Source organism: Desulfosporosinus sp. OT, assembly GCF_000224515.1.
Lineage (GTDB): Bacteria > Bacillota > Desulfitobacteriia > Desulfitobacteriales > Desulfitobacteriaceae > Desulfosporosinus.
Genome location: NZ_AGAF01000148.1, coordinates 46623 through 65183 on the forward strand (window position 1 = coordinate 46623; position 18561 = coordinate 65183).

Here is an 18561-nt window from a genome sequence, read left to right on the forward strand (position 1 = left end):
TGCTTGTCGTTAGTTTAAACATAAAATTTAAATTTCCACATTATCTACATTTTTTCCGGAGCTGACACTCCTAGTATGCCCAACACATTGCTAATAATTTGTTTCACGGCCCGCACTAAACTCAAACGAGCCTGCCGCAGCCCCTCATCGTCAACAAGTACGCGCTGACTGTTATAAAAGGTATGAAAAAGACCTGCTAAATCGAGTACATAACGGGCTAAACGGTGAGGTTCCATGAGACGTGCTGCCACAGTGATTTCGCTCGGTAAATCAGCCATTTTCTTGAGCAAATCTCGTTCTTCGGAGCTGTCAAGTCGTTTTAGGTCTTTTTCCAGAGGAAGTGTGTCGACATTACCAAGCTCCTCGGCTTGCCGCAAAATACTGCACAAACGAGCATGTGCATATTGCACATAATAAACAGGGTTATCCGACGACTGAGCTTTTGCTAGATCCATGTCAAAATCCACTGTAGAATCTGGATCTCGCAAGTTAAAGAAAAACCGCGCTGCATCTTTTCCAACTTCATCCATCAGTTCACGCAACGTGATGTACTGACCAGAACGTTTAGACATTTTCACCACTTCGCCATTTTGGATGAGCCGCACGAGTTGCATCAGAATAATTTGAAGGTTATCCGCTTCATACCCTAACGCGGACATCGCTCCTTTCAACCGAGCTACATGTCCATGATGATCGGCACCCCAGATATTGATTACCCGATTGAAGCCACGTTCAAATTTATTGCTATGATAGGCGATATCTGCCGCAAAATAGGTAGGTGTTCCATTGCTTCGGACCACCACTTCGTCTTTTTCATCTCCAAGCAAAGTGGATTTAAGCCAAAGCGCACCTTCCTTTTCGTAAATATATCCCTTTTTTTCGAGTTCCTCCATGGTTGAGCGTACGGCCCCTGAATCATGCAGGGTTTGTTCACTAAACCAAACATCATATTCAACCCCGAAATCCTGTAAGGTTGTCCGAATATCTCGCATTTTCTCGTCCAAAGCATACCGCACTAAAAACTCACGTCGCAGGCCCTGTTCGACTGAAAGATACTTGTCTCCTACTTTGGCAATAAGACCTTTTACCGTGTCGACCAAGTCTTCGCCATGATATCCCCCTTCTGGGAAAGGGGCATCCTGACCAAGTTGTTGTAAATACCTGGCTTCCAGTGACATTGCAAAATTATGAATTTGGTTCCCCGTGTCATTAATATAAAATTCACGGGAAACTTCATACCCTGCTGTGGAGAGTAACGAAGCGAGGCTGTCGCCAAGTGCTGCTCCACGAGCATTGCCCATGTGTAATAGTCCAGTAGGGTTTGCGCTCACAAACTCAACCTGAATCTTCTGACCCTTTCCGATATCCACTTGTCCATAGAGTTCTCCAGCTCTAATAACCTCACCTATCACATTCGTCAGCCATAAGGGATTTAGGCGGAAGTTAATAAAACCTGCCCCCGCAATCTCAGCGGATTCTATCCAAGTCCCGGTTGTGTCTAAGTGTCTAATAAGTATAGGTGCTATCTCCCGGGGCGAACGTTTCGCTTGTTTGGCTAGCACCATTGCTAGATTTGTTGCCAAATCTCCATGTTGCTTTTCTCTTGGTTCTTCCAATACGAAATTAGGCAATTCTTCAAACTTTAATTCTCCTGCCGCTTTTGCAGAATTCACGGCTTCTACCAACTGATTTGTAACTTGTGTTTTTATGTTCTCATAGAGACTCATTGGGGGAGATCCTCCTTTATGTTTAGCAACAGCAAATTATAACTGACCAAATTATCATCGATAAAAAGGTCATATTCTAGACTAATACGTCCCCCATGGACTGTCAAGTCACACTCTACTCGATGGGGCATAACGCTTAGCCAGATTTTCCCATAACAGGTTGTGTAAATACTCCGATTGAGCACTCCCTTTTTAAACTCTTGCGCTAGATCCACTGAGCCCTTGCGATTTAAGGTAACTAGTCCTTCTCTAATGCTTAAATAGGTTGTCACACCTTCAAGGCCTGTACTCTCACATTCAGACTCTTTATATAATACATAGAAAGCACCGTTTCGTTCATAAAACGTTCCTGTAGTGATCAATTCCTGCTGGTCTTCATGCCCTTCCGGATACTTCTGTTTTCCGTAGACCTGAATGGTCGCTTTTTTCTGCAATGGTGTGCTCCTTTCTGGAGGGGAGGAAGTCTCTATTTTTCGAACTGGCTGCGAGATGACATGTTTAAATGGCCTATTCTCGGTAACTCTAAAAAAACCCTTTTTTACTCTTAATTAATTTTACCCAATAACTAACTGCCCTTAGTCGTAGTCATGATTAGATGACTGCAGATATTTAACAGCGAGAGGGATGCATCCCTCTCGCTTTTGTCCAATTATTTTTACTGTAAGTATTCTCCGCGTGGTGTCTTGATGATCCGTTGGATCTTCTCTTCGGCGCCAGTTGAAGCATTTAGGTAGAGAAGATATTCCTCTCCTTGATATTGACCACGAAACTCATAACAATAGATTTCTTGATTTCCGGTTTTAGCAATGACTGTCAAGCGGCTCTCTAGGATCTTGAAATTAGCACGCAACTTTCGTACCGCCTGGTTCATCGTTATTTTAGCTGGGAAAGTCCGCGTATGGTGGAAGGCATAATATGGTGCAGCATCCAGACCGATAAGGTGGCCATTATCTAAAGCGATCATCAACCGTACTTTATCCGGATAAATTCTTACCCCATTTTCTTCGACAACGGCATCGAACTGAACATACGAACCATAATCCTCACTTGAAGTCAATACTAGTTGCCAGCCTAACGCTTTCAGAATCGACTTAGCTCTGCTCGTGGCATCTTCTATACTCATTGTCCTGGGGTCAATTGAACGCTGATCCCGATAGTAGGTTACAACGCCACCCTGGCGACTAACTTCCAAATCAGCATTTTCATACTTCCACATATACCCACCTAATGGTCCCTGAGACTCTCCTGCGAATTCTGGCGTTGTATTAGTATATCCTACCTTGTTCAAGAAATCTCGCACTACACCTTGGGCCTGACCTCGGGTTACATTACCGGAAGGTAACCCTAACGGCTTTGACACGACGCGCGTAGCAAATTCCCCTGTATATGAAAATGGGGGTAGCTTTTGCAAGCTGGCATCCAACTGATCTAAACCCGACCTTACAGATTTAGAAGGGGCCTCCGAGCCATCCGCGGCTGCTTCCGCAATTTGAGTTCCGCCAAATCCTAAACGTTGCCTAAGCGACGGCTTAGGGTCTATCCAAACCAGATTTTCCGTGTCCATTCTATTCATTATATCTTGAACCTTTTGATTAACCGGCAAGAGCCGTTCATGCATATCTCTTAGGGTCTTTTCCTCTTCCGCTGAAATCGTTCCCCCACCAGCGATTCTTTGGGTCAATGTCCTGGCAAAATCGCCAGATTGGGTTAAAAACTCGCCCACATAGCTCAGTCCAGCCTGATCGGATGGGATTTGAGCAAAATCTTTGAGCGCAGAATCACTTTTACTTGAGACTTGACTCAAGTAGAGAATCTTTTGGGTGGGGTTACTAGCTACATCTCCTTTGGCCATATCCGTCTCTAACTGGTTCAGGTGACTAGCGAAATCAGTTAAAGCCCGATGGTTATTGTTTTCTGCGGCCAGACGATATTCTCCTGCCAGACGATATTCATTATAGCCCCAGCCTAATGAGATCAATAAAGCTACCGCTAGAGCTCCGATCCAAAATTTTCTATGCATGCTTGTCCCCCTACTTTGTAAAGATATGATTCCCAATTTTTTTAATCTGTGGTCGTGACCAAATATATTTATTTTTTGTTTTGGCTGGATTAAAAAAGAATAACGCCCCCCCTGAAGGGTCTGATCCGTTTACAGCTTCTTGAGCGGCACGTAAAGCTGATGCCGAAGGTGGTAAATTAATTTGACCATCATCCACGCTGGAGAAGGCTTTAGGCTGGTAGATGATATCCGCAACAGTTTTAGGAAACGCAGGATCTGAAATCCGATTAATGATCACGGCAGCCACCGCAACTTGTCCAGTATAAGGTTCTCCACGTGCCTCTGCATTCACGCAGCGGGCTAAAAGATTCGTGTCAATAGCTTTATTCCCAACAGCCTTTCCTGAGGCATTTGTATTTTGACTGGTTAAGCGCTTTAACTCCTTGATAGTATTCGTTCCAGCTAATCCATCAACTCTTAACCCGTGGTCCTTTTGAAAATTCCGTACTGCTGCCTCTGTTTTCGAGCCGAACTTACCATCAACCTTTCCCAGTCCATAACCAAGCTGTACCAATTTAGCTTGCAACTCTTTAACTTCTGGACCTTTGCTCCCCCGCCCAAGCAGACGATCCCCTAAAGCTGCATACGCAATCCCGGACAGGGTAATGCTGAGAATCAGTCCAATGATTAAGACGACCCTCCAAGGTCTAACGCGTAATTTCATACCCTCACCTCACTTTGTTTAATGCTTACTTAGTGTGGCAAAAGTTCAGAGAAATTATCCAACATTATCCTCATAAAACATAAAAATAAAAATCGAAGGGTAGGGACACGATGCATCGCGCCCTTACCCTTCGTTACCCAATTTACTGCCCTATTAATCTGTTATGATCTCGGCCCCCTAAAAGGGCGCAAACTTCGGGGTTTCCCTAGAATTTCTGCCCATATAACCCCTTGGACAAGTTCTCTTTCCGTCAGCGAAAGCTCAATGCCCCTTAAACCTAGGGGTTCCTTGGCTACTTCCTCTCTGGGAATCTCTTCAGTACTCTTATACGCTTCAAGCCCAAGTATTCCTACGTAATCACTGGTTCCTTCAGTTCCTTGAGTTCCCTCGGTTCCTTGAGTTCCTTCAATGCCTTGAGTCCCCTCGGTTTCAACATAATAATCCTCGGGTGCTTCAAAATCTTTAGGTTTCGTCGATTTCAAAGATCCCGTTTGGTAAGGAACATTTTCTAAGGCTTGTTTTAGCTGCTCTTTCCAATTCCCAAGGGATGTTCCTTGAATTACATCTCTTATTGAGCGACCATCCGGCAATCTAAATGGGTCAGAGGGCTTGCTTGGCACTTGTTGACTGCCACTCTTCTTCATAACCGAGACCATTAATTGGTAAATAGCCAAAATGATAATAACAACCGTGAAGATCGACATGATCTCACCTACTTCTTCGTGAGGCTATCACTGCCTGATTCCGTTTTACCCGTCTGAGCAATGTTGCCTCTCATCTGAGTGTCAGCCAGAATATTTTGCATGTTGTAATAGTCCATAACACCAAGTCTTCCTTCACGTAAGGCCTGAGCCATTGCTTTAGGAACTTCCGCCTCTGCATCAACCACCTTGGCCCTCATCTCTTGAACCGATGCCTTCATTTCTTGTTCCTTCGCAACGGCCATCGCACGCCGCTCTTCAGCTTTTGCTTGGGCAATGCGTTTATCCGCTTCTGCTTGGTCCATCTGCAGCTGAGCACCGATGTTTTTACCTACATCGACGTCCGCCATATCAATCGATAGAATTTCAAACGCTGTCCCCGCATCCAATCCTTTTGCTAACACCGTTTGCGAGATCAGCTCAGGTTTTTCTAATACAGCTTTATGGGATTCCGAAGAACCAATACTAGTGACAATTCCTTCCCCAACACGGGCGATAACTGTTTCTTCACCGGCACCACCAACAAGTCGATCAATATTGGCTCGTACGGTAACCTTGGCTTTGACTCTAAGCTCAATTCCATTTTGTGCTACGGCAGAGACAACCGGAGTTTCTATTACTTTCGGATTAACCGACATCTGAACGGCTTGAAGAACATCTCTACCAGCTAGATCAATGGCTGCAGCTCGTTCAAACTGAAGCGGAATCGCAGCACGTTCAGCCGCAATCAGAGCATTAACCACCCTATCGACGTTTCCACCTGCCAGATAGTGAGCTTCAAGCTGGTCTGTTGCAATTGCTAAACCTGCTTTATGCCCCTTAATCATAGGATTCACGATCTTTGACGGTACCACACGTCGTAATCGCATACCGATTAAGTTGAAAATCCCTACATTAACTCCTGCGGCTAATGCCGAAATCCAAAGTCCTACTGGGATAAAGCTAAGAAGCACACTCACAAGTACAAACGCAATAAAAATTAACAGTAACGGCACGATTAATGTGGTCATTCAATGCTCGGTCGTAACCGAGCTTCACCTCCTTATGACTATTTCTTCTCTAACAATGATCCTATTCCCCTCAACAGCGATTACTCTGATCCCATTTCCTGGTCCAATAAACCCCCCTTCAGTTACAACATCTAAATGCTCCCCATCAAAATCTGCTGTACCGGCTGGGCGCAACTGGGTGAGGGATATCCCAACTCTCCCAAGATACACTTCATATTGAACTTTAGGGGCAACATATCCTCCCTTAGAGGTTTGGCGTGTACTTAAAGAGAACTTCTGCCACAAGCGCCGAGTGCGAGGTGAACGAAAACTCAAGAAAGTGATGATTCCTAACACAACCAAAGCACCACCCGTCAAAAGCACCCCTTCTAGCAACGAGTCAGTCACTAAGAAAATGCCCGTGATTAAGGCTGCAATTCCGAGCATCCCACTAACCCCGAAACCTGGAATAATAAATATCTCAACCGCCAACAAAACAATCCCGATCACAAACAGCGCAGCAATAATACCTTGCGGCACCACCCTCTCCTCCTTTCTTCAAGCTAAAGCGTACTCTCTTTCTATCTTCAGTCCTTGGTGTCCAAAGTGTTTAACCAACGCTTCGCAATTTGTTTATATAAATTGGCTCTCGCCAATAAATTTAGAATAACAAGCGTCGTGGCAACCTTTTCCCTGTCCTCCACTTCCATTTTCTCTCCGTTAAGCGTCTCCTCGACTTCTTTTTCTAGTCCCTGAAGGGATATCTGCCAATCCATCTGAGATCGGTCGAAGATTTCACTGTAATATCGATAAAGTTTGGTGGGATTAATGCGGTCATCCGACGTGTCCAAGAGACTTTCGTTAACATAACCAAGCAAATTGGAGACCTCTTCAAGTGATAGGATATCGCGCAAGTCATTAATAAGTAAGATATTAGCAACTTGTTCACGGTTATATTTTTTCTTCTGCGGATTGGGGACATACTTACGCCTTACCCAGTTCTGAACATGAGTGGGATTGATATCATTCTGACTAACCCTTTTAGCCACTTCTACAACTTGGGCCAGCATCATTGAGTCTAGTTCTAGATAAGGAAGTGCTTTCTGCTTAGGTTCTAAATCATTTAACACATCGCAAATCGCCTGCATATGCTTTGAATTCATGCTTTCACCTGCTTTGATATTAATGTTAGTTGTTATAATAATGATATTATATGATCATTCTAATCATATGTCAATATATCGAATTCATCTTTATATATATTTTACTATCATTTATCATCGTCATTGATCGAGTTCTATTTTGTGTGTTATCCTTAATATGCAGGTACTCACCCTCTATCTGTAGAAAAGAGATTTAAGATACTCAAAAAAGGACTAGGAGATGGTACAGTGTTTTACGAAGGAAAAATATACCGTCCGCCCAGTGAGGCAAAAAGTATTATCTTGCAGATCACTGTGGGATGCCAGCACAATGCCTGTAGCTTTTGCGCTATGTATAAGGATAAATCCTTCAGGATTAAATCTGGCGCAGAAATCAAAGATATTATTGCTACAGCCGTTGCCCAGGATTTAGATGCGGAACGAATTTTTTTAGCGGATGGAGATGCTATAGCGGTAGATACCTCTTTGCTCATCGAAATTCTTGATCAACTTTACGAAGGATTTCCTCGACTTAAACGAGTTGGGATTTATGGTGGCCCAAAGGATATACTCGCCAAGAGCCCCGAAGAGTTAGCAAACTTAAAGGCCCATGGTTTAACGATGGTTTATTTGGGCGTTGAAAGTGGCAATGACGCGATTTTAACCGCTGTCTGTAAAGGCGTCACATCTGAGCAGATGATCGCTGCCGGGCAACGAGTCAAAGCCAGCGGTTTAACTCTCTCCTGTACAGTCATTATTGGCCTTGGGGGAAAAGCCCATTCACCTGAACATGCCGTTGATACCGCACGAGTTATTAGTTCCATTGACCCTCATTTTTTAGGGGCGTTAACCTTAATGGTCGAGCCGCTTGCTCCTTTGTCAAAAGCTATCGAACGCGGAACCTTTCAACTTCTCACACCCTTCGAATGCCTAACTGAAATTCAAATCTTGCTTGAACAACTTAGAGTTACTCACTGTGTTTTTCGGAGTAATCATGCCTCCAATTATTTGCCCCTCCGGGCAACACTGCCCGATCAGCGGGACGAATTGTTGAAGACCCTCGACAACGTCATCAGGAATCATGCCATTGACCAACTTCGCCCTGAAGGTTGGCGAGGCCTGTAGTATAAAAAAAGTTGCAACAAAAATTATGTTTTCTAGAATTAGTTAAAGAAAACTTGGCTGGCGCCCGAAGACACTGTTTTCGCACATATTAGCCTTCTTGCAGTATGTAACGAAGTTATACTTTCTGATAAGTATAAATAAAACAGAGCAGAAAATTGGCTCATCCAATTTTCTGCTCCATCCTTAGATGTAATACTAATTGCAGTATATTTTCCACGGCCCGTTCTGTGGAGTGACCCGGTAAAGCAATGGCCGCTTTTCTCCGCATTTTCTCAATCTCCTCCGGATGCCTTAAGAAGCGGTTTAAAAGCTTTTCCAGTTCTTCCTCGTTACTAGCTAAGCATCCTGCACCTATATGCTGCACAAAGTGGGCATTTTCTTGTTCTTGGCCAGGAATTGGCTTATAAATAACCAATGGCAAGTGCTTCGTTAAGGCTTCAGAAACCGTTAACCCGCCCGCCTTTGTGATAATCAAGTCCGAAACCGACATTAATTCTTCTACATTATCAACAAATTCGAACCTCATCATTGGGTTTCGACCCTGCGCAATTACTTCTTCTAAAGAAAGATACAACTTCTTATTTTTTCCACAAACAATTATTGTCTGGACCGGGACTGGAGAATCTGCAAGTTTTTGGCAGATTCTTTTCGCGCTTTTCAAAACTCCATAAGATCCCCCCATCAACAAAAAGATAGGAACATCGGACTTTAAACCTAACTTAGTGATAATATGCCCTCGATCTATTTCTTCATCAAATTTAGGGCTTACCGGAATCCCGCTCACATGAATGCGTTGTGCATTAATTCCCCAAGACTCTAAACTTGCCTTCACCTCTGAACAGGCCACAACGTAGCCATCAACACCTTGATGAACCCAGTGACTGTGGACTGTATAATCGGTGATTACAGTGATCACCGGAACATCAAGGAGTTGATCAAGCCTGAGTTGAGCCAGAATCGACGAAACAGTGGGATAAGTACACACAATGAAATCCGGTTTAAATACATGAATGTATTGAAGGAAATTACTTCGCCCCAATTGACTCAAGAAATGTTGACTTTTAGATCGAGGTTGTACCTTAGCTGTTTTATAATAAAATTTCCCCCAAAGTTTGGGTATGTATTTAATAATCTCGCTATAGATATTTTTGATCATAGTGTTAATCGGTTGATTTAAAAAGTCACCGAAATCCAAGTGGATAATTTTCGCCGCAGGATGCTTAATAAGTATCCCTTCAATCACAGCTTCAGCAGCCCGCAAATGTCCATTTCCAAACGTTGCGGAGAATACGAGAACCTTTAACGGTTTCAAAGATTGGCCCTCCCTCTCATCTACAACAACCTTATTCTAGCTATCGACTAGTAAACCAAACTTTTTACAATTTAATATTTATAACTTTTATACCGCTCAGTAGCCCGCAGGTTCATGCAAGTGTCATAGAGCTACTTATATTATAGGGATATCTTTGGGAAAAAGAAAGGTAATATTCACTTCCCTGCAAACCTCGTAAATTTGTTTGGCTAACTCTATGTTATGAGCTAAAATAATTGTAAGCAAGCAAAAAGTTTCGATGGCTTTAACTTATTTTTGAGACTACCTTTCGATATCAAAATTTAATAATGGCTCGGTGCACTATTTGTACCGAACTAATATAACTCAAGTATTTATTTATGAAGGGCGGATAAGAACATGTCGCATAAAACAAACGCAGCTCGCATTCTTGATCAGGCCAAAATTTCTTATGAATTAAAAGACTATATTGTCGATGAATCCGATTTATCTGCAGTTGCTGTTGCCAATAAAGTAGGTCTCCCCATCGAGCAAGTATATAAAACTTTAATAGCTCGCGGCGACAAAACAGGGGTAATCGTTGCTTGTATTCAAGGCGATCATGAACTCCATCTCAAACGATTAGCTGCACTCAGCGGAAATAAGAAGGTTGAAGTTGTATCCCTTAAAGAGGTCCAACCGCTGACTGGTTATATCCGGGGTGGCGTTTCTCCCCTGGGAATGAAAAAAACCTTTCCCATCTTTATCGACTCTGCTATAGAAAAACTTGATAAAATCGCTGTCAGCGCCGGATCACGCGGCTTGCAACTTTTCTTGCGCCCTATAGATTTAATTTCAGTGACCAAAGCTCAATTAGGGTCAATTGGCGATTCTGTCTGATTTCTGGGAACAATCAAAGTTTCGTTTAAAACTATTGAAGGGGCTACCTGAAAAAACATTCACGGTAGCCCCTTCATCAAACTTTATCTAGTTAAATCAATTTGTTCCCTACAGAACCCGACTAGCACCTACATAACAGGATTTCCAATACGGTCCAATAACATAAACCGTAACCCCCTTAGACTCCGACGCATTAATAAATTGACCATCGCCAAGATAAATCCCCACGTGACTTACAACACCATTGCTCGCAAACGAGAAAAAGACCAAATCTCCCGGTTGAAGGTCCTCGAAGGCAACCTTAGTTCCTACATTATATTGGTCAACTGAAACCCTGGGCAACGTAATTCCATTTTTCCCAAACACATATGAAACGAATCCAGAGCAGTCAAAACCAGTCTCTGGTGTAGACCCACCCCATTGATACCTAACGCCAAGATATTGTTTTGCCGTAACAATGACGGAATCTACTTTCGACTGACGTTGCTTAGCTAAATAAGCCTCATTGAGCGACTTTACGGTCATAGGTCCAACAATTCCATCACCCACTAAACTATGGGCCAGTTGAAACGTTATCACTCCCTGTTTAGTCATGCTCCCAAAGATGCCATCCACTTTCCCAACATTGTACCCCAAATCATTAAGTTTTGTTTGCAGTTCTACAACATCCGCTCCTGTGGACCCTACCTTAAGCAAAACATTTCCCAACGATGCTTGGGCAGGAGGCGATGAAAATAATGAAAGTGAAAAAATTAACAAAAATAGGGCCAAAGTTAGTTTGCTTTTCATTCTTTCTTTATCCATCCTTTCCTTTAACAAATAAAACCTTTTGCAATACTGGCAACTATAATCCAATTATCGTCAAATTACGACAAAAAATCCATATGTAAAATCTTGTACGCCTTCAATATTTTACATATTCATAATACTGTTCCATTTTCAGAGAGCTTATCCATCCTTTTGCTCAATCAATTGAACTAGCGACTTACGTTTTCTTCATCCCCTCACACAGCTCCCAATTATAACCATATAATTATTTGTTTATCCTGAAGTGCCGGCACACACCACCTTCAAGACCTCAATGAAGCGGGCGGCATTGGTGCTGTTATGTATGGGCAAAAACGTAGAGGCTGGGATTTAATTTCCCGGCCTCTACCTCTAACCTTATAAAATTATGTAACTACTAAGAAAGCGTTAACTCTTTTACTTCCGAATTTCTAAATTTCTCTCCAGTAAGTCCAATAGAATCATTCATTTGACTAGTTAGACTTCCAGTTTCGTTGACGACGTCCTTTTTTACCCCTGCAGGCGCTCCAAATTCCTGGCTAACCTCTTTGTCTTCCATTACTATAAACCTCCAATAACTCTTTTGTTCTGCTTAGTATTTCCAAGAATTTAGAAAAAATGTTAAAGCAGATATAGAAAACTTGGCTGGACCTTCCAGAAAGTATACAACGAAAAAGTTATACGTTCTGATTAGTAAAAAAAGATCGACCAGCAAATGCAGTCGATCTTTTCCTTCTTGTAATACAAGAAAAGCAAAGTAATATTTATATCTTTGGCAATTCAAAGGAACTCTTTAAGGACACAATTCTATTAAAGACCAAATGTTCTGGCGTGGAATTTGAAGGATCCACATTGAAATATCCGTGTCTGAAAAATTGGAATTTTTCCTGGGGCTTTGAATCTTTAATGTTTGGCTCGACAAATCCCTGGACAATCTCCAGAGATTTGGGATTAATGTGTTCTAGAAAAGATGCTTCGTCTGTCAGATCTTCATCTAAAATTAAAGCTTCATATAATCTGCACTCTGCAGGTACAGCTTGGGAGGCTTCCACCCAGTGGATCGTACCTTTGACCTTTCTTCCCGTGAAGCCTGATCCGCTCTTGGTTTCTGGATCGTACGTGCAGTACAGCTCAATGACTTTTCCCGAGTCATCCTTGAGTACATCATGGCATTTAATAAAATATGCGTTTTTCAACCGGACTTCATTTCCAGGGAAAAGCCTATGATACTTAGCTGGAGGATTCTCCATAAAGTCCTCTTGTTCAATATAAATTTCTCGAGAAAAAGGAATTTGTCTAGTACCCATCTCTGGGTTTTCTGGGTTAACTTCGGCTTCCAACATCTCTATCTGACCCTCTGGATAATTGGTTATGATCACCTTAAGTGGCTCGAGCACAGCCATAGTTCTCGGTGCCTTAAGCTTTAAGTCTTCTCTAATAAAATGTTCCAACATTTTGCTATCCACAACGCTATCCGCTTTGGCTACCCCAATCTCTCGAGCGAAATTGCGCATTGCTTCTGGCGTATATCCCTTGCGTCGAAGCCCTGAGATGGTAGGCATCCTCGGATCATCCCAACCATCCACGACATGCTCATCAACCAATTGCTTAAGCTTTCGCTTACTCATAACCGTATTTGTGATATTCAAACGGGCAAATTCATATTGGTGAGGAATGTTCTCCATTTCACACTCCCGAATGACCCAATCATACAAGGGGCGATGATCCTCAAATTCCAACGTACAAATCGAGTGTGTGACTCCTTCTATAGCATCTTCCAACGGATGGGCAAAATCATACATAGGGTAAATACACCACTTATCTCCTGTATTATGATGGGTGGCATGAGCAATCCGGTAAAGGACAGGATCTCGCATATTAATATTCGGTGAGGCCATGTCAATTTTGGCGCGCAAAACCTTTTGTCCATCTGCAAATTCCCCATTGCGCATGCGTTCAAATAACGCTAGATTTTCTTCGACTGTCCGATCACGATAAGGGCTTGATTGACCTACTTCTGTTAAAGATCCACGCATTTTTCGAATTTCCTCTGCTGTGGAATCACATGCATACGCTTTACCCTTTTTAATAAGCAACACTGCCCGGTTGTACATTTCCTCAAAATAATCTGACGCAAAAAATAAACTATCCCATTCATACCCTAACCACATTACATCTTCCTTGATGGATTCCACATATTCTGTTTCTTCTTTGGTTGGATTCGTGTCATCAAAACGCAAATGGGTTTTGCCATTGAATTCGTCCGCTAATTCAAAATTTATAATAATTGATTTAGCATGACCAATATGTAAATAACCATTAGGCTCCGGTGGGAACCGCGTGATAATGTGTTGAACTTTACCTGACTTCAAATCCTCATTAACAATGTTCTTAAGAAAATTAGAGGTGGATTTGCTTTCCATCCATATCAACCTTTCTCTCTAATGTGTTCATGTTCCTGTCAAATTTCACTCTTGACCTAAATAATACTGCATACATGGAGAGAGTTCAACTTACCCTTTCAAGAAAACTTGGCTGGCGCCCGCACGAAGACAATGTCTTCGCACGTATTAGCCCTTCTTGCAGACACTGTCTTCGCACGTGTTAGCCTTAGTGAAGGGTGGTTGCCGCGCAGCGACATGGGAGTCCGATAGTATGATAAAGGGAGGCAATGTGCCTCCCTTTATCATACCAAGTCAGAAAGTATAAGTTTCAGAGCTCAGCTCTAATCTCCAATATCCTGGTTTGAGTATTAGCCTGCAGAGACACTTCGCTATCCTTGGCCATGAACCCATTTCTTATTGAGGCTTAATTTCCGTAAGCGTTACTGAAACATCTTGTGTCTTGTTGTTGCGGTAAATCGTAACGGTAACCTTGTCACCCGGATTGTATTTAAACAACTCGTGGGTTAACTCTAGAGAACTCTTAATTTCCTTGTTATTAAGCTTGGTCAAAACATCACCTGCAATGATTCCAGCTCGATCAGCAGGGCCTCCGAGTGTTACCTTGGAAACATAAGCCCCAGCTGGCCATCCTCGTTGACTTGCATATTCGGCCGTATACCGAGGATCTATTTGAACATTAAGTCCCGGATGGCTGGCATACCCTTTCTCAATTAGCTGTTTAATCGTCGGTAAAGCGTCTGAAATCGGGATGGCAAAGCCCATTCCCTCAAATCCTGCTTCCTGATTCTTAGCAGAATTAATCCCGATAACTTGACCCTGGTAATTTACAAGTGGACCACCACTATTTCCTGGATTAATGGCGGCATCGGTCTGGATGAGGTTAAAACTCGCTTCCCCCGGGATGTCTAGAATTCGGTTTGTTGCTGAAACAACACCGGTAGTCACGGAACGTGCAAATTCTTGCCCACCTGGGTTTCCAATCGCCACGACAGGTTCACCGACCTGAAGTTTTGTCGAATCTCCCTGCTGTGTGGCGGTTAGACCTTGGGTATCTGCAATCTGAACCACTGCTAAGTCCGTACGATCGTCGGCCCCTACCAATTTCGCATTAATATTTCGGCCATCGGCCAGACTTACAACGAGCTTTTCTGCACCTTCAACAACATGATTGTTCGTCACAATGTAGCCATGTTGCGAATCAACAATAAAACCTGAGCCGCTCCCTATTTCGGTAAGCCCGCCCCCACCGAACAAAGTGCCTTTAGATTGAAAATTAGCTATTCCAACTACTGCTGGCCCCGTTGCCTTGGCAATCTGAGCGACAGGAAAATTGGTAACCCCCTCTGTTTTAATGATAGGGGTTGTTGTCCCGCCATTTAAGACCACTTGATTTGTGGGGGCTGGTTGTTTATTCCCATAGATGGAAGGCACCAACGCCACTGCTATGACCCCACCCAGTAAAGCGCTAATTAAGGCAACTACAATAATTGCGAAATAATGGGGTCTTCTCTTTGAATAATCATCTCTATCGTTGTAATAGCTCATAGCCTAACCCTCCTCTATCTATTATTCCCTTAATACAACCAGTTCATGCGGAGTATACCGTGGAGCAACCTGCACCTGCACATCTGGGCACCTTTTAGCGGTATTCAACTCTTTCAGAATACGCAAAACTGTCGACAACGCGATTTCCGGAGTATTGTTTTCTTCACTCAAATGAGCTAGCATAACCCGTTGGGTATTTCCTTCAATCCACTCAGCAAGTCCTTCGGCCAGCTGCTTGTTCTCTAGATGACCGTAGTGTCCGCTGATCCTTTTTTTAAGATACCATGGATAGGAACCGTTCCATAATCGTTCATCATCATAGTTGGCTTCGACAATAAAGGCGTCACAGCCTTTCAAATGCTGATGCATCTCTTCGGTGATTCTTCCACTATCCGTGGCAATTCCAATCGCTAGGTTTCCCTTGTCTTTATTCTTCGACCGCGAGACTTTTAAGCCGTAACTTTCTCGGCTATCGTGAGACGTAGGATAAAGGAAAACGTCTAGACCTGCACAAGAAAACGAATCTCGTACATCAATCCGCTGGTTTTCAGCAATCTTGCCAAGGGAAGGACCCATCACCTCCCACAACCCAGTCGTGGCATAGATCGGTATCTTTAATTTACGAGCGAGCACACCTACACCACGGATATGATCTACGTGTTCATGGGTAACAACGATCCCTTCAATTTTTGATTCCGATATGCTTAAGCGCGAGAGGTTATACAGTAGGCTCTTACCACTAATGCCACAATCTACAAGCAAATGCCTGTCGTCATCTCCCACGAGAATTGCGTTTCCGGAACTTCCGCTCGCCAGTGTTGTAAAATGCAATATGTAGACCCCCCATATTACTTTCCAGTCGTTGCAGGATTCGCTTGTCCATTTTTCAAGGTAGGATTTGATAAGCCATTCGTTGCAGGATTTGTGACTCCATTGTTCGTAGGAGCTTTAAGCTGGTTCTGAGCCTGGCTTATCAATGCTCCTATTTGCGCTTTTTCTGTACTATCTGTAGCCAAACTCTGAGCCTTCTGCCACTGGGTGATAGCCCCTGTAAGATCTTGCTTCGCATTAGCCAAAAAAATGCCATAATTGACCAATCCGTTTAAAAATTCAGGTTTAATGCTCAATGCCTCTTTAAAACTCTTGTCTGCTAGATCATTATCCCCACTTTTAAAGGCAGCGGTTGCCATATCAACCATAACACCCGGATCTTTATTGGTCTTTAAAACATTTTGGTAAGCCTCAACAGCATGTTTAAAGTTCTCTTGTACCTCCGTGGGGGCGACATCTTCGGCTGCTACTCCAGCATCATAATATTCATTGCCTAAGTCTGTCTGTAGCTGTACATTGCTTGGATTTGCCTTGACCTGCTCAGCGATCGCTGCTAAGCGTACTTTTTTGGCCTGATAATCGGCGGCAGCATTGGTCGGACTGTTTGAGTCAGGAGAAGGTAAACCACTACCACTAAAGAAAAGAGAGAATCCGGACGCAACCATAGCAATACTAATCAGAATAACAAGAACCACCGCAAAACCACGATGCTGTTTTTTATTCAAACGGCTCGCCTCCTTGACCATTTAATTCCAGATACCATTGTAACACACCTTTTCAGACCATCCAATATTAAGAACCTAACAGCGGATTTCTGGGACGGGAGATGATACATCAGCTAAACGATCGTTATTTTGGAGACTTTCCTTGATTTTAATATATAGTGCTACCTCTAAGCGTTTCTTTTGAAGTTCACACCCTAAGGTATACACTTCCGTCAGTTTTTGAGTAGAAGCTACGTTAGCCGCATGACACCCCCCGCTACAAGCAAAGCGTGCCCAACACTCCCGGCAAGTCGATTTTGCATAGACATTTGCTGAGCGAAAGTCTTTAACCACCTCGGGCTTAAGTTGAAGAGGATTCTCGTTATAGAGTGACCCCAGCTTATAGGCTTCCTGCCCTACAAACTGATGGCATGGATAAAGATCGCCTTCCGGGGAAATTGCCACATACTCGTGACCAGCTCCGCATCCCGAAAGCCGTTTAAGCAAACAGGGTCCCTGATCTAAGGCGACATTGAAATGAAAAAAGTTGAAATTTCGATCTTGTGCTCGGCGTTTCAATAGTTCCTCACCGAGTCGATCATATGCTTCTCGGATTTTGTCTATATCTCCTTCTTGGAAGGCATAGGCGTCCTCTGGACCTGCTACAACCGGTTCTACTGAAATCTGTTTTATGCCTAAATCCGCCATGTGTATAACATCACGATCAAAATCTAAATTATAGTGCGTATACGTTCCCCGAACATAGTAATAGGTCCCTAGCGCATAGGGTGAGCTTTCCGGACGTTTGGTTGTGAACTGTTTGATTAGAGGGGTGATTTTTGCGTAGCTTCCTCGTCCATTGGCGTAAGGCCTCATCCGATCATGTACTTCCGGGCGACCATCCAGACTGAGGACGACACTGATCTCCTCTTCTTCAAGATAATTTTGAATTTCCTCATTAAGTAACACACCGTTCGTAGTTAGCGTAAATTTAATAGTTTTGTTCTTTGCAGAGCCTGCTTTTTTGCCGTATTCGACCAGAGCCTTAACTACTCCGAAATTGAGCAGTGGTTCTCCTCCAAAGAAATCAACTTCACAATGATTCCTATGCCCTGATGACTCTAAAACAAAATCAATACCCTTTTTACCCGTCTCCAAATCCATCAGCGTTCTACTGCCTCCAAAGGCCCCTGTACCGGCAAAACAATATTCGCAACGCAAATTACAGTCATGGGCTACATGTAGACAAATGGCCTTAACAATAGGCTTCTCTGGATAGTTCGGGGTTATTCCCTCTGCCTCCTCCGAAAAAAGAGTTCCTTCTTGGCGAAGCTCTTCCATTTCCTCAATGATCTCCGCCAGTTCTTCTTCTGTAAGAGCTAATTTTCTCGTTTGTCTAAGAATCTGGTTAATCCCCGCCGAAGTAACCTTTTCTTCCACCTCTTGCAAATCCTCAATAGCCTTGAGTACATTAAATGTCCTCTCATCTAGCAAATGCAAAGAACCTGAATTGACGTCATGAGCTATAAATAAATCTCCTTGAAGATAACTATGGACATTTTTCTTAAGGCGATATCTCTCAAAATTTAATAATTCCAATATGGGACCTCTCTTTCTTGCCTAACCAAATAAATAGAACAGAACCCAGCCCATATGCGGGGTGGGTTCTGAAATCCTATGTTCTAACCTTCACAAAAAGCATACCTACGCAGG

General features: G+C 43.1%; 18 protein-coding genes. 2 read left to right on the forward strand and 16 right to left on the reverse strand.

The features are described 5' to 3' along the window. Positions 1 to 44 precede the first annotated feature (44 nt). From argS to DOT_RS13420, 8 genes are all read right to left on the reverse strand, one after another. The gene (gene argS / locus DOT_RS13385; RefSeq protein WP_009619549.1) at positions 45 to 1727 is read right to left on the reverse strand and encodes an arginine--tRNA ligase; all 1683 of its coding nucleotides are present in this window, start codon (positions 1725 to 1727) and stop codon (positions 45 to 47) included. Continuing rightward, complete coding sequence (locus DOT_RS13390; protein WP_009619551.1) at positions 1724 to 2161, reverse strand: DUF1934 domain-containing protein; 438 nt, start codon at positions 2159 to 2161, stop codon at positions 1724 to 1726. The genes argS and DOT_RS13390 overlap by 4 nt, the downstream gene beginning before the upstream one ends. Positions 2162 to 2382: 221 nt before the next feature. Beyond that, positions 2383 to 3747: a PepSY1/2 domain-containing protein gene (locus tag DOT_RS13395; protein ID WP_009619553.1), complete on the reverse strand. Its 1365-nt coding sequence runs from the start codon at positions 3745 to 3747 to the stop codon at positions 2383 to 2385. A gap of 10 nt (positions 3748 to 3757) precedes the next feature. After that, entirely contained in the window at positions 3758 to 4450 is a 693-nt protein-coding gene (gene sleB / locus DOT_RS13400; protein ID WP_009619555.1) for a spore cortex-lytic enzyme, read from the reverse strand. Between the two features lie 161 nt (positions 4451 to 4611). Next, positions 4612 to 5154 (reverse strand): hypothetical protein, encoded by a 543-nt coding sequence (locus DOT_RS27845; RefSeq protein WP_009619557.1) that lies wholly within the window; start codon positions 5152 to 5154, stop codon positions 4612 to 4614. 8 nt (positions 5155 to 5162) lie between these two features. Continuing rightward, on the reverse strand, positions 5163 to 6161 hold the full coding sequence (gene floA / locus DOT_RS13410) for a flotillin-like protein FloA (RefSeq protein WP_009619558.1): 999 nt from the start codon (positions 6159 to 6161) through the stop codon (positions 5163 to 5165). A gap of 24 nt (positions 6162 to 6185) precedes the next feature. Further along, entirely contained in the window at positions 6186 to 6680 is a 495-nt protein-coding gene (locus DOT_RS13415; RefSeq protein WP_040412171.1) for an NfeD family protein, read from the reverse strand. Between the two features lie 47 nt (positions 6681 to 6727). Beyond that, positions 6728 to 7303, reverse strand: coding sequence for a DUF1836 domain-containing protein (locus DOT_RS13420; RefSeq protein ID WP_009619562.1), 576 nt, complete (start codon positions 7301 to 7303; stop codon positions 6728 to 6730). 228 nt (positions 7304 to 7531) lie between these two features. On the opposite strand from DOT_RS13420, the gene DOT_RS13425 reads away from it, so the two are divergent. Then, a complete protein-coding gene (locus DOT_RS13425; RefSeq protein WP_009619564.1) occupies positions 7532 to 8407 on the forward strand; it encodes a radical SAM protein in 876 nt (291 codons plus the stop codon). Positions 8408 to 8567: 160 nt separating this feature from the next. Here the strand turns inward: DOT_RS13425 and DOT_RS13430 are convergent, their stop codons facing one another. Continuing rightward, entirely contained in the window at positions 8568 to 9719 is a 1152-nt protein-coding gene (locus DOT_RS13430; RefSeq protein ID WP_009619566.1) for a glycosyltransferase, read from the reverse strand. A gap of 378 nt (positions 9720 to 10097) precedes the next feature. Between DOT_RS13430 and ybaK the strand changes: the two genes are divergently transcribed. After that, the gene (ybaK, locus tag DOT_RS13435) at positions 10098 to 10577 is read left to right on the forward strand and encodes a Cys-tRNA(Pro) deacylase (protein WP_009619568.1); all 480 of its coding nucleotides are present in this window, start codon (positions 10098 to 10100) and stop codon (positions 10575 to 10577) included. A 108-nt stretch (positions 10578 to 10685) separates the two neighbouring features. Here ybaK and DOT_RS13440 read toward each other — a convergent pair whose 3' ends face one another. From DOT_RS13440 to scfB, 7 genes are all read right to left on the reverse strand, one after another. Further along, the gene (locus tag DOT_RS13440; RefSeq protein WP_040412202.1) at positions 10686 to 11366 is read right to left on the reverse strand and encodes an NlpC/P60 family protein; all 681 of its coding nucleotides are present in this window, start codon (positions 11364 to 11366) and stop codon (positions 10686 to 10688) included. Between the two features lie 394 nt (positions 11367 to 11760). Continuing rightward, on the reverse strand, positions 11761 to 11922 hold the full coding sequence (locus DOT_RS31065) for a hypothetical protein (RefSeq protein ID WP_009619572.1): 162 nt from the start codon (positions 11920 to 11922) through the stop codon (positions 11761 to 11763). A gap of 205 nt (positions 11923 to 12127) precedes the next feature. Beyond that, positions 12128 to 13786 carry a glutamine--tRNA ligase/YqeY domain fusion protein gene (locus DOT_RS13445; RefSeq protein ID WP_009619574.1) on the reverse strand — a complete coding sequence of 553 codons (1659 nt, stop codon included), beginning with the start codon at positions 13784 to 13786 and terminating at the stop codon, positions 12128 to 12130. 375 nt (positions 13787 to 14161) lie between these two features. Further along, a complete protein-coding gene (locus tag DOT_RS13450) occupies positions 14162 to 15313 on the reverse strand; it encodes a trypsin-like peptidase domain-containing protein (protein WP_009619578.1) in 1152 nt (383 codons plus the stop codon). A gap of 21 nt (positions 15314 to 15334) precedes the next feature. Next, positions 15335 to 16144, reverse strand: coding sequence for an MBL fold metallo-hydrolase (locus tag DOT_RS13455; protein WP_009619581.1), 810 nt, complete (start codon positions 16142 to 16144; stop codon positions 15335 to 15337). Positions 16145 to 16161: 17 nt separating this feature from the next. Further along, positions 16162 to 16869, reverse strand: a complete 708-nt coding sequence (locus tag DOT_RS13460; protein ID WP_009619583.1) for a hypothetical protein — start codon at positions 16867 to 16869, stop codon at positions 16162 to 16164. A gap of 75 nt (positions 16870 to 16944) precedes the next feature. Further along, on the reverse strand, positions 16945 to 18450 hold the full coding sequence (scfB, locus tag DOT_RS13465; RefSeq protein ID WP_040412173.1) for a thioether cross-link-forming SCIFF peptide maturase: 1506 nt from the start codon (positions 18448 to 18450) through the stop codon (positions 16945 to 16947). Positions 18451 to 18561 lie beyond the last annotated feature (111 nt).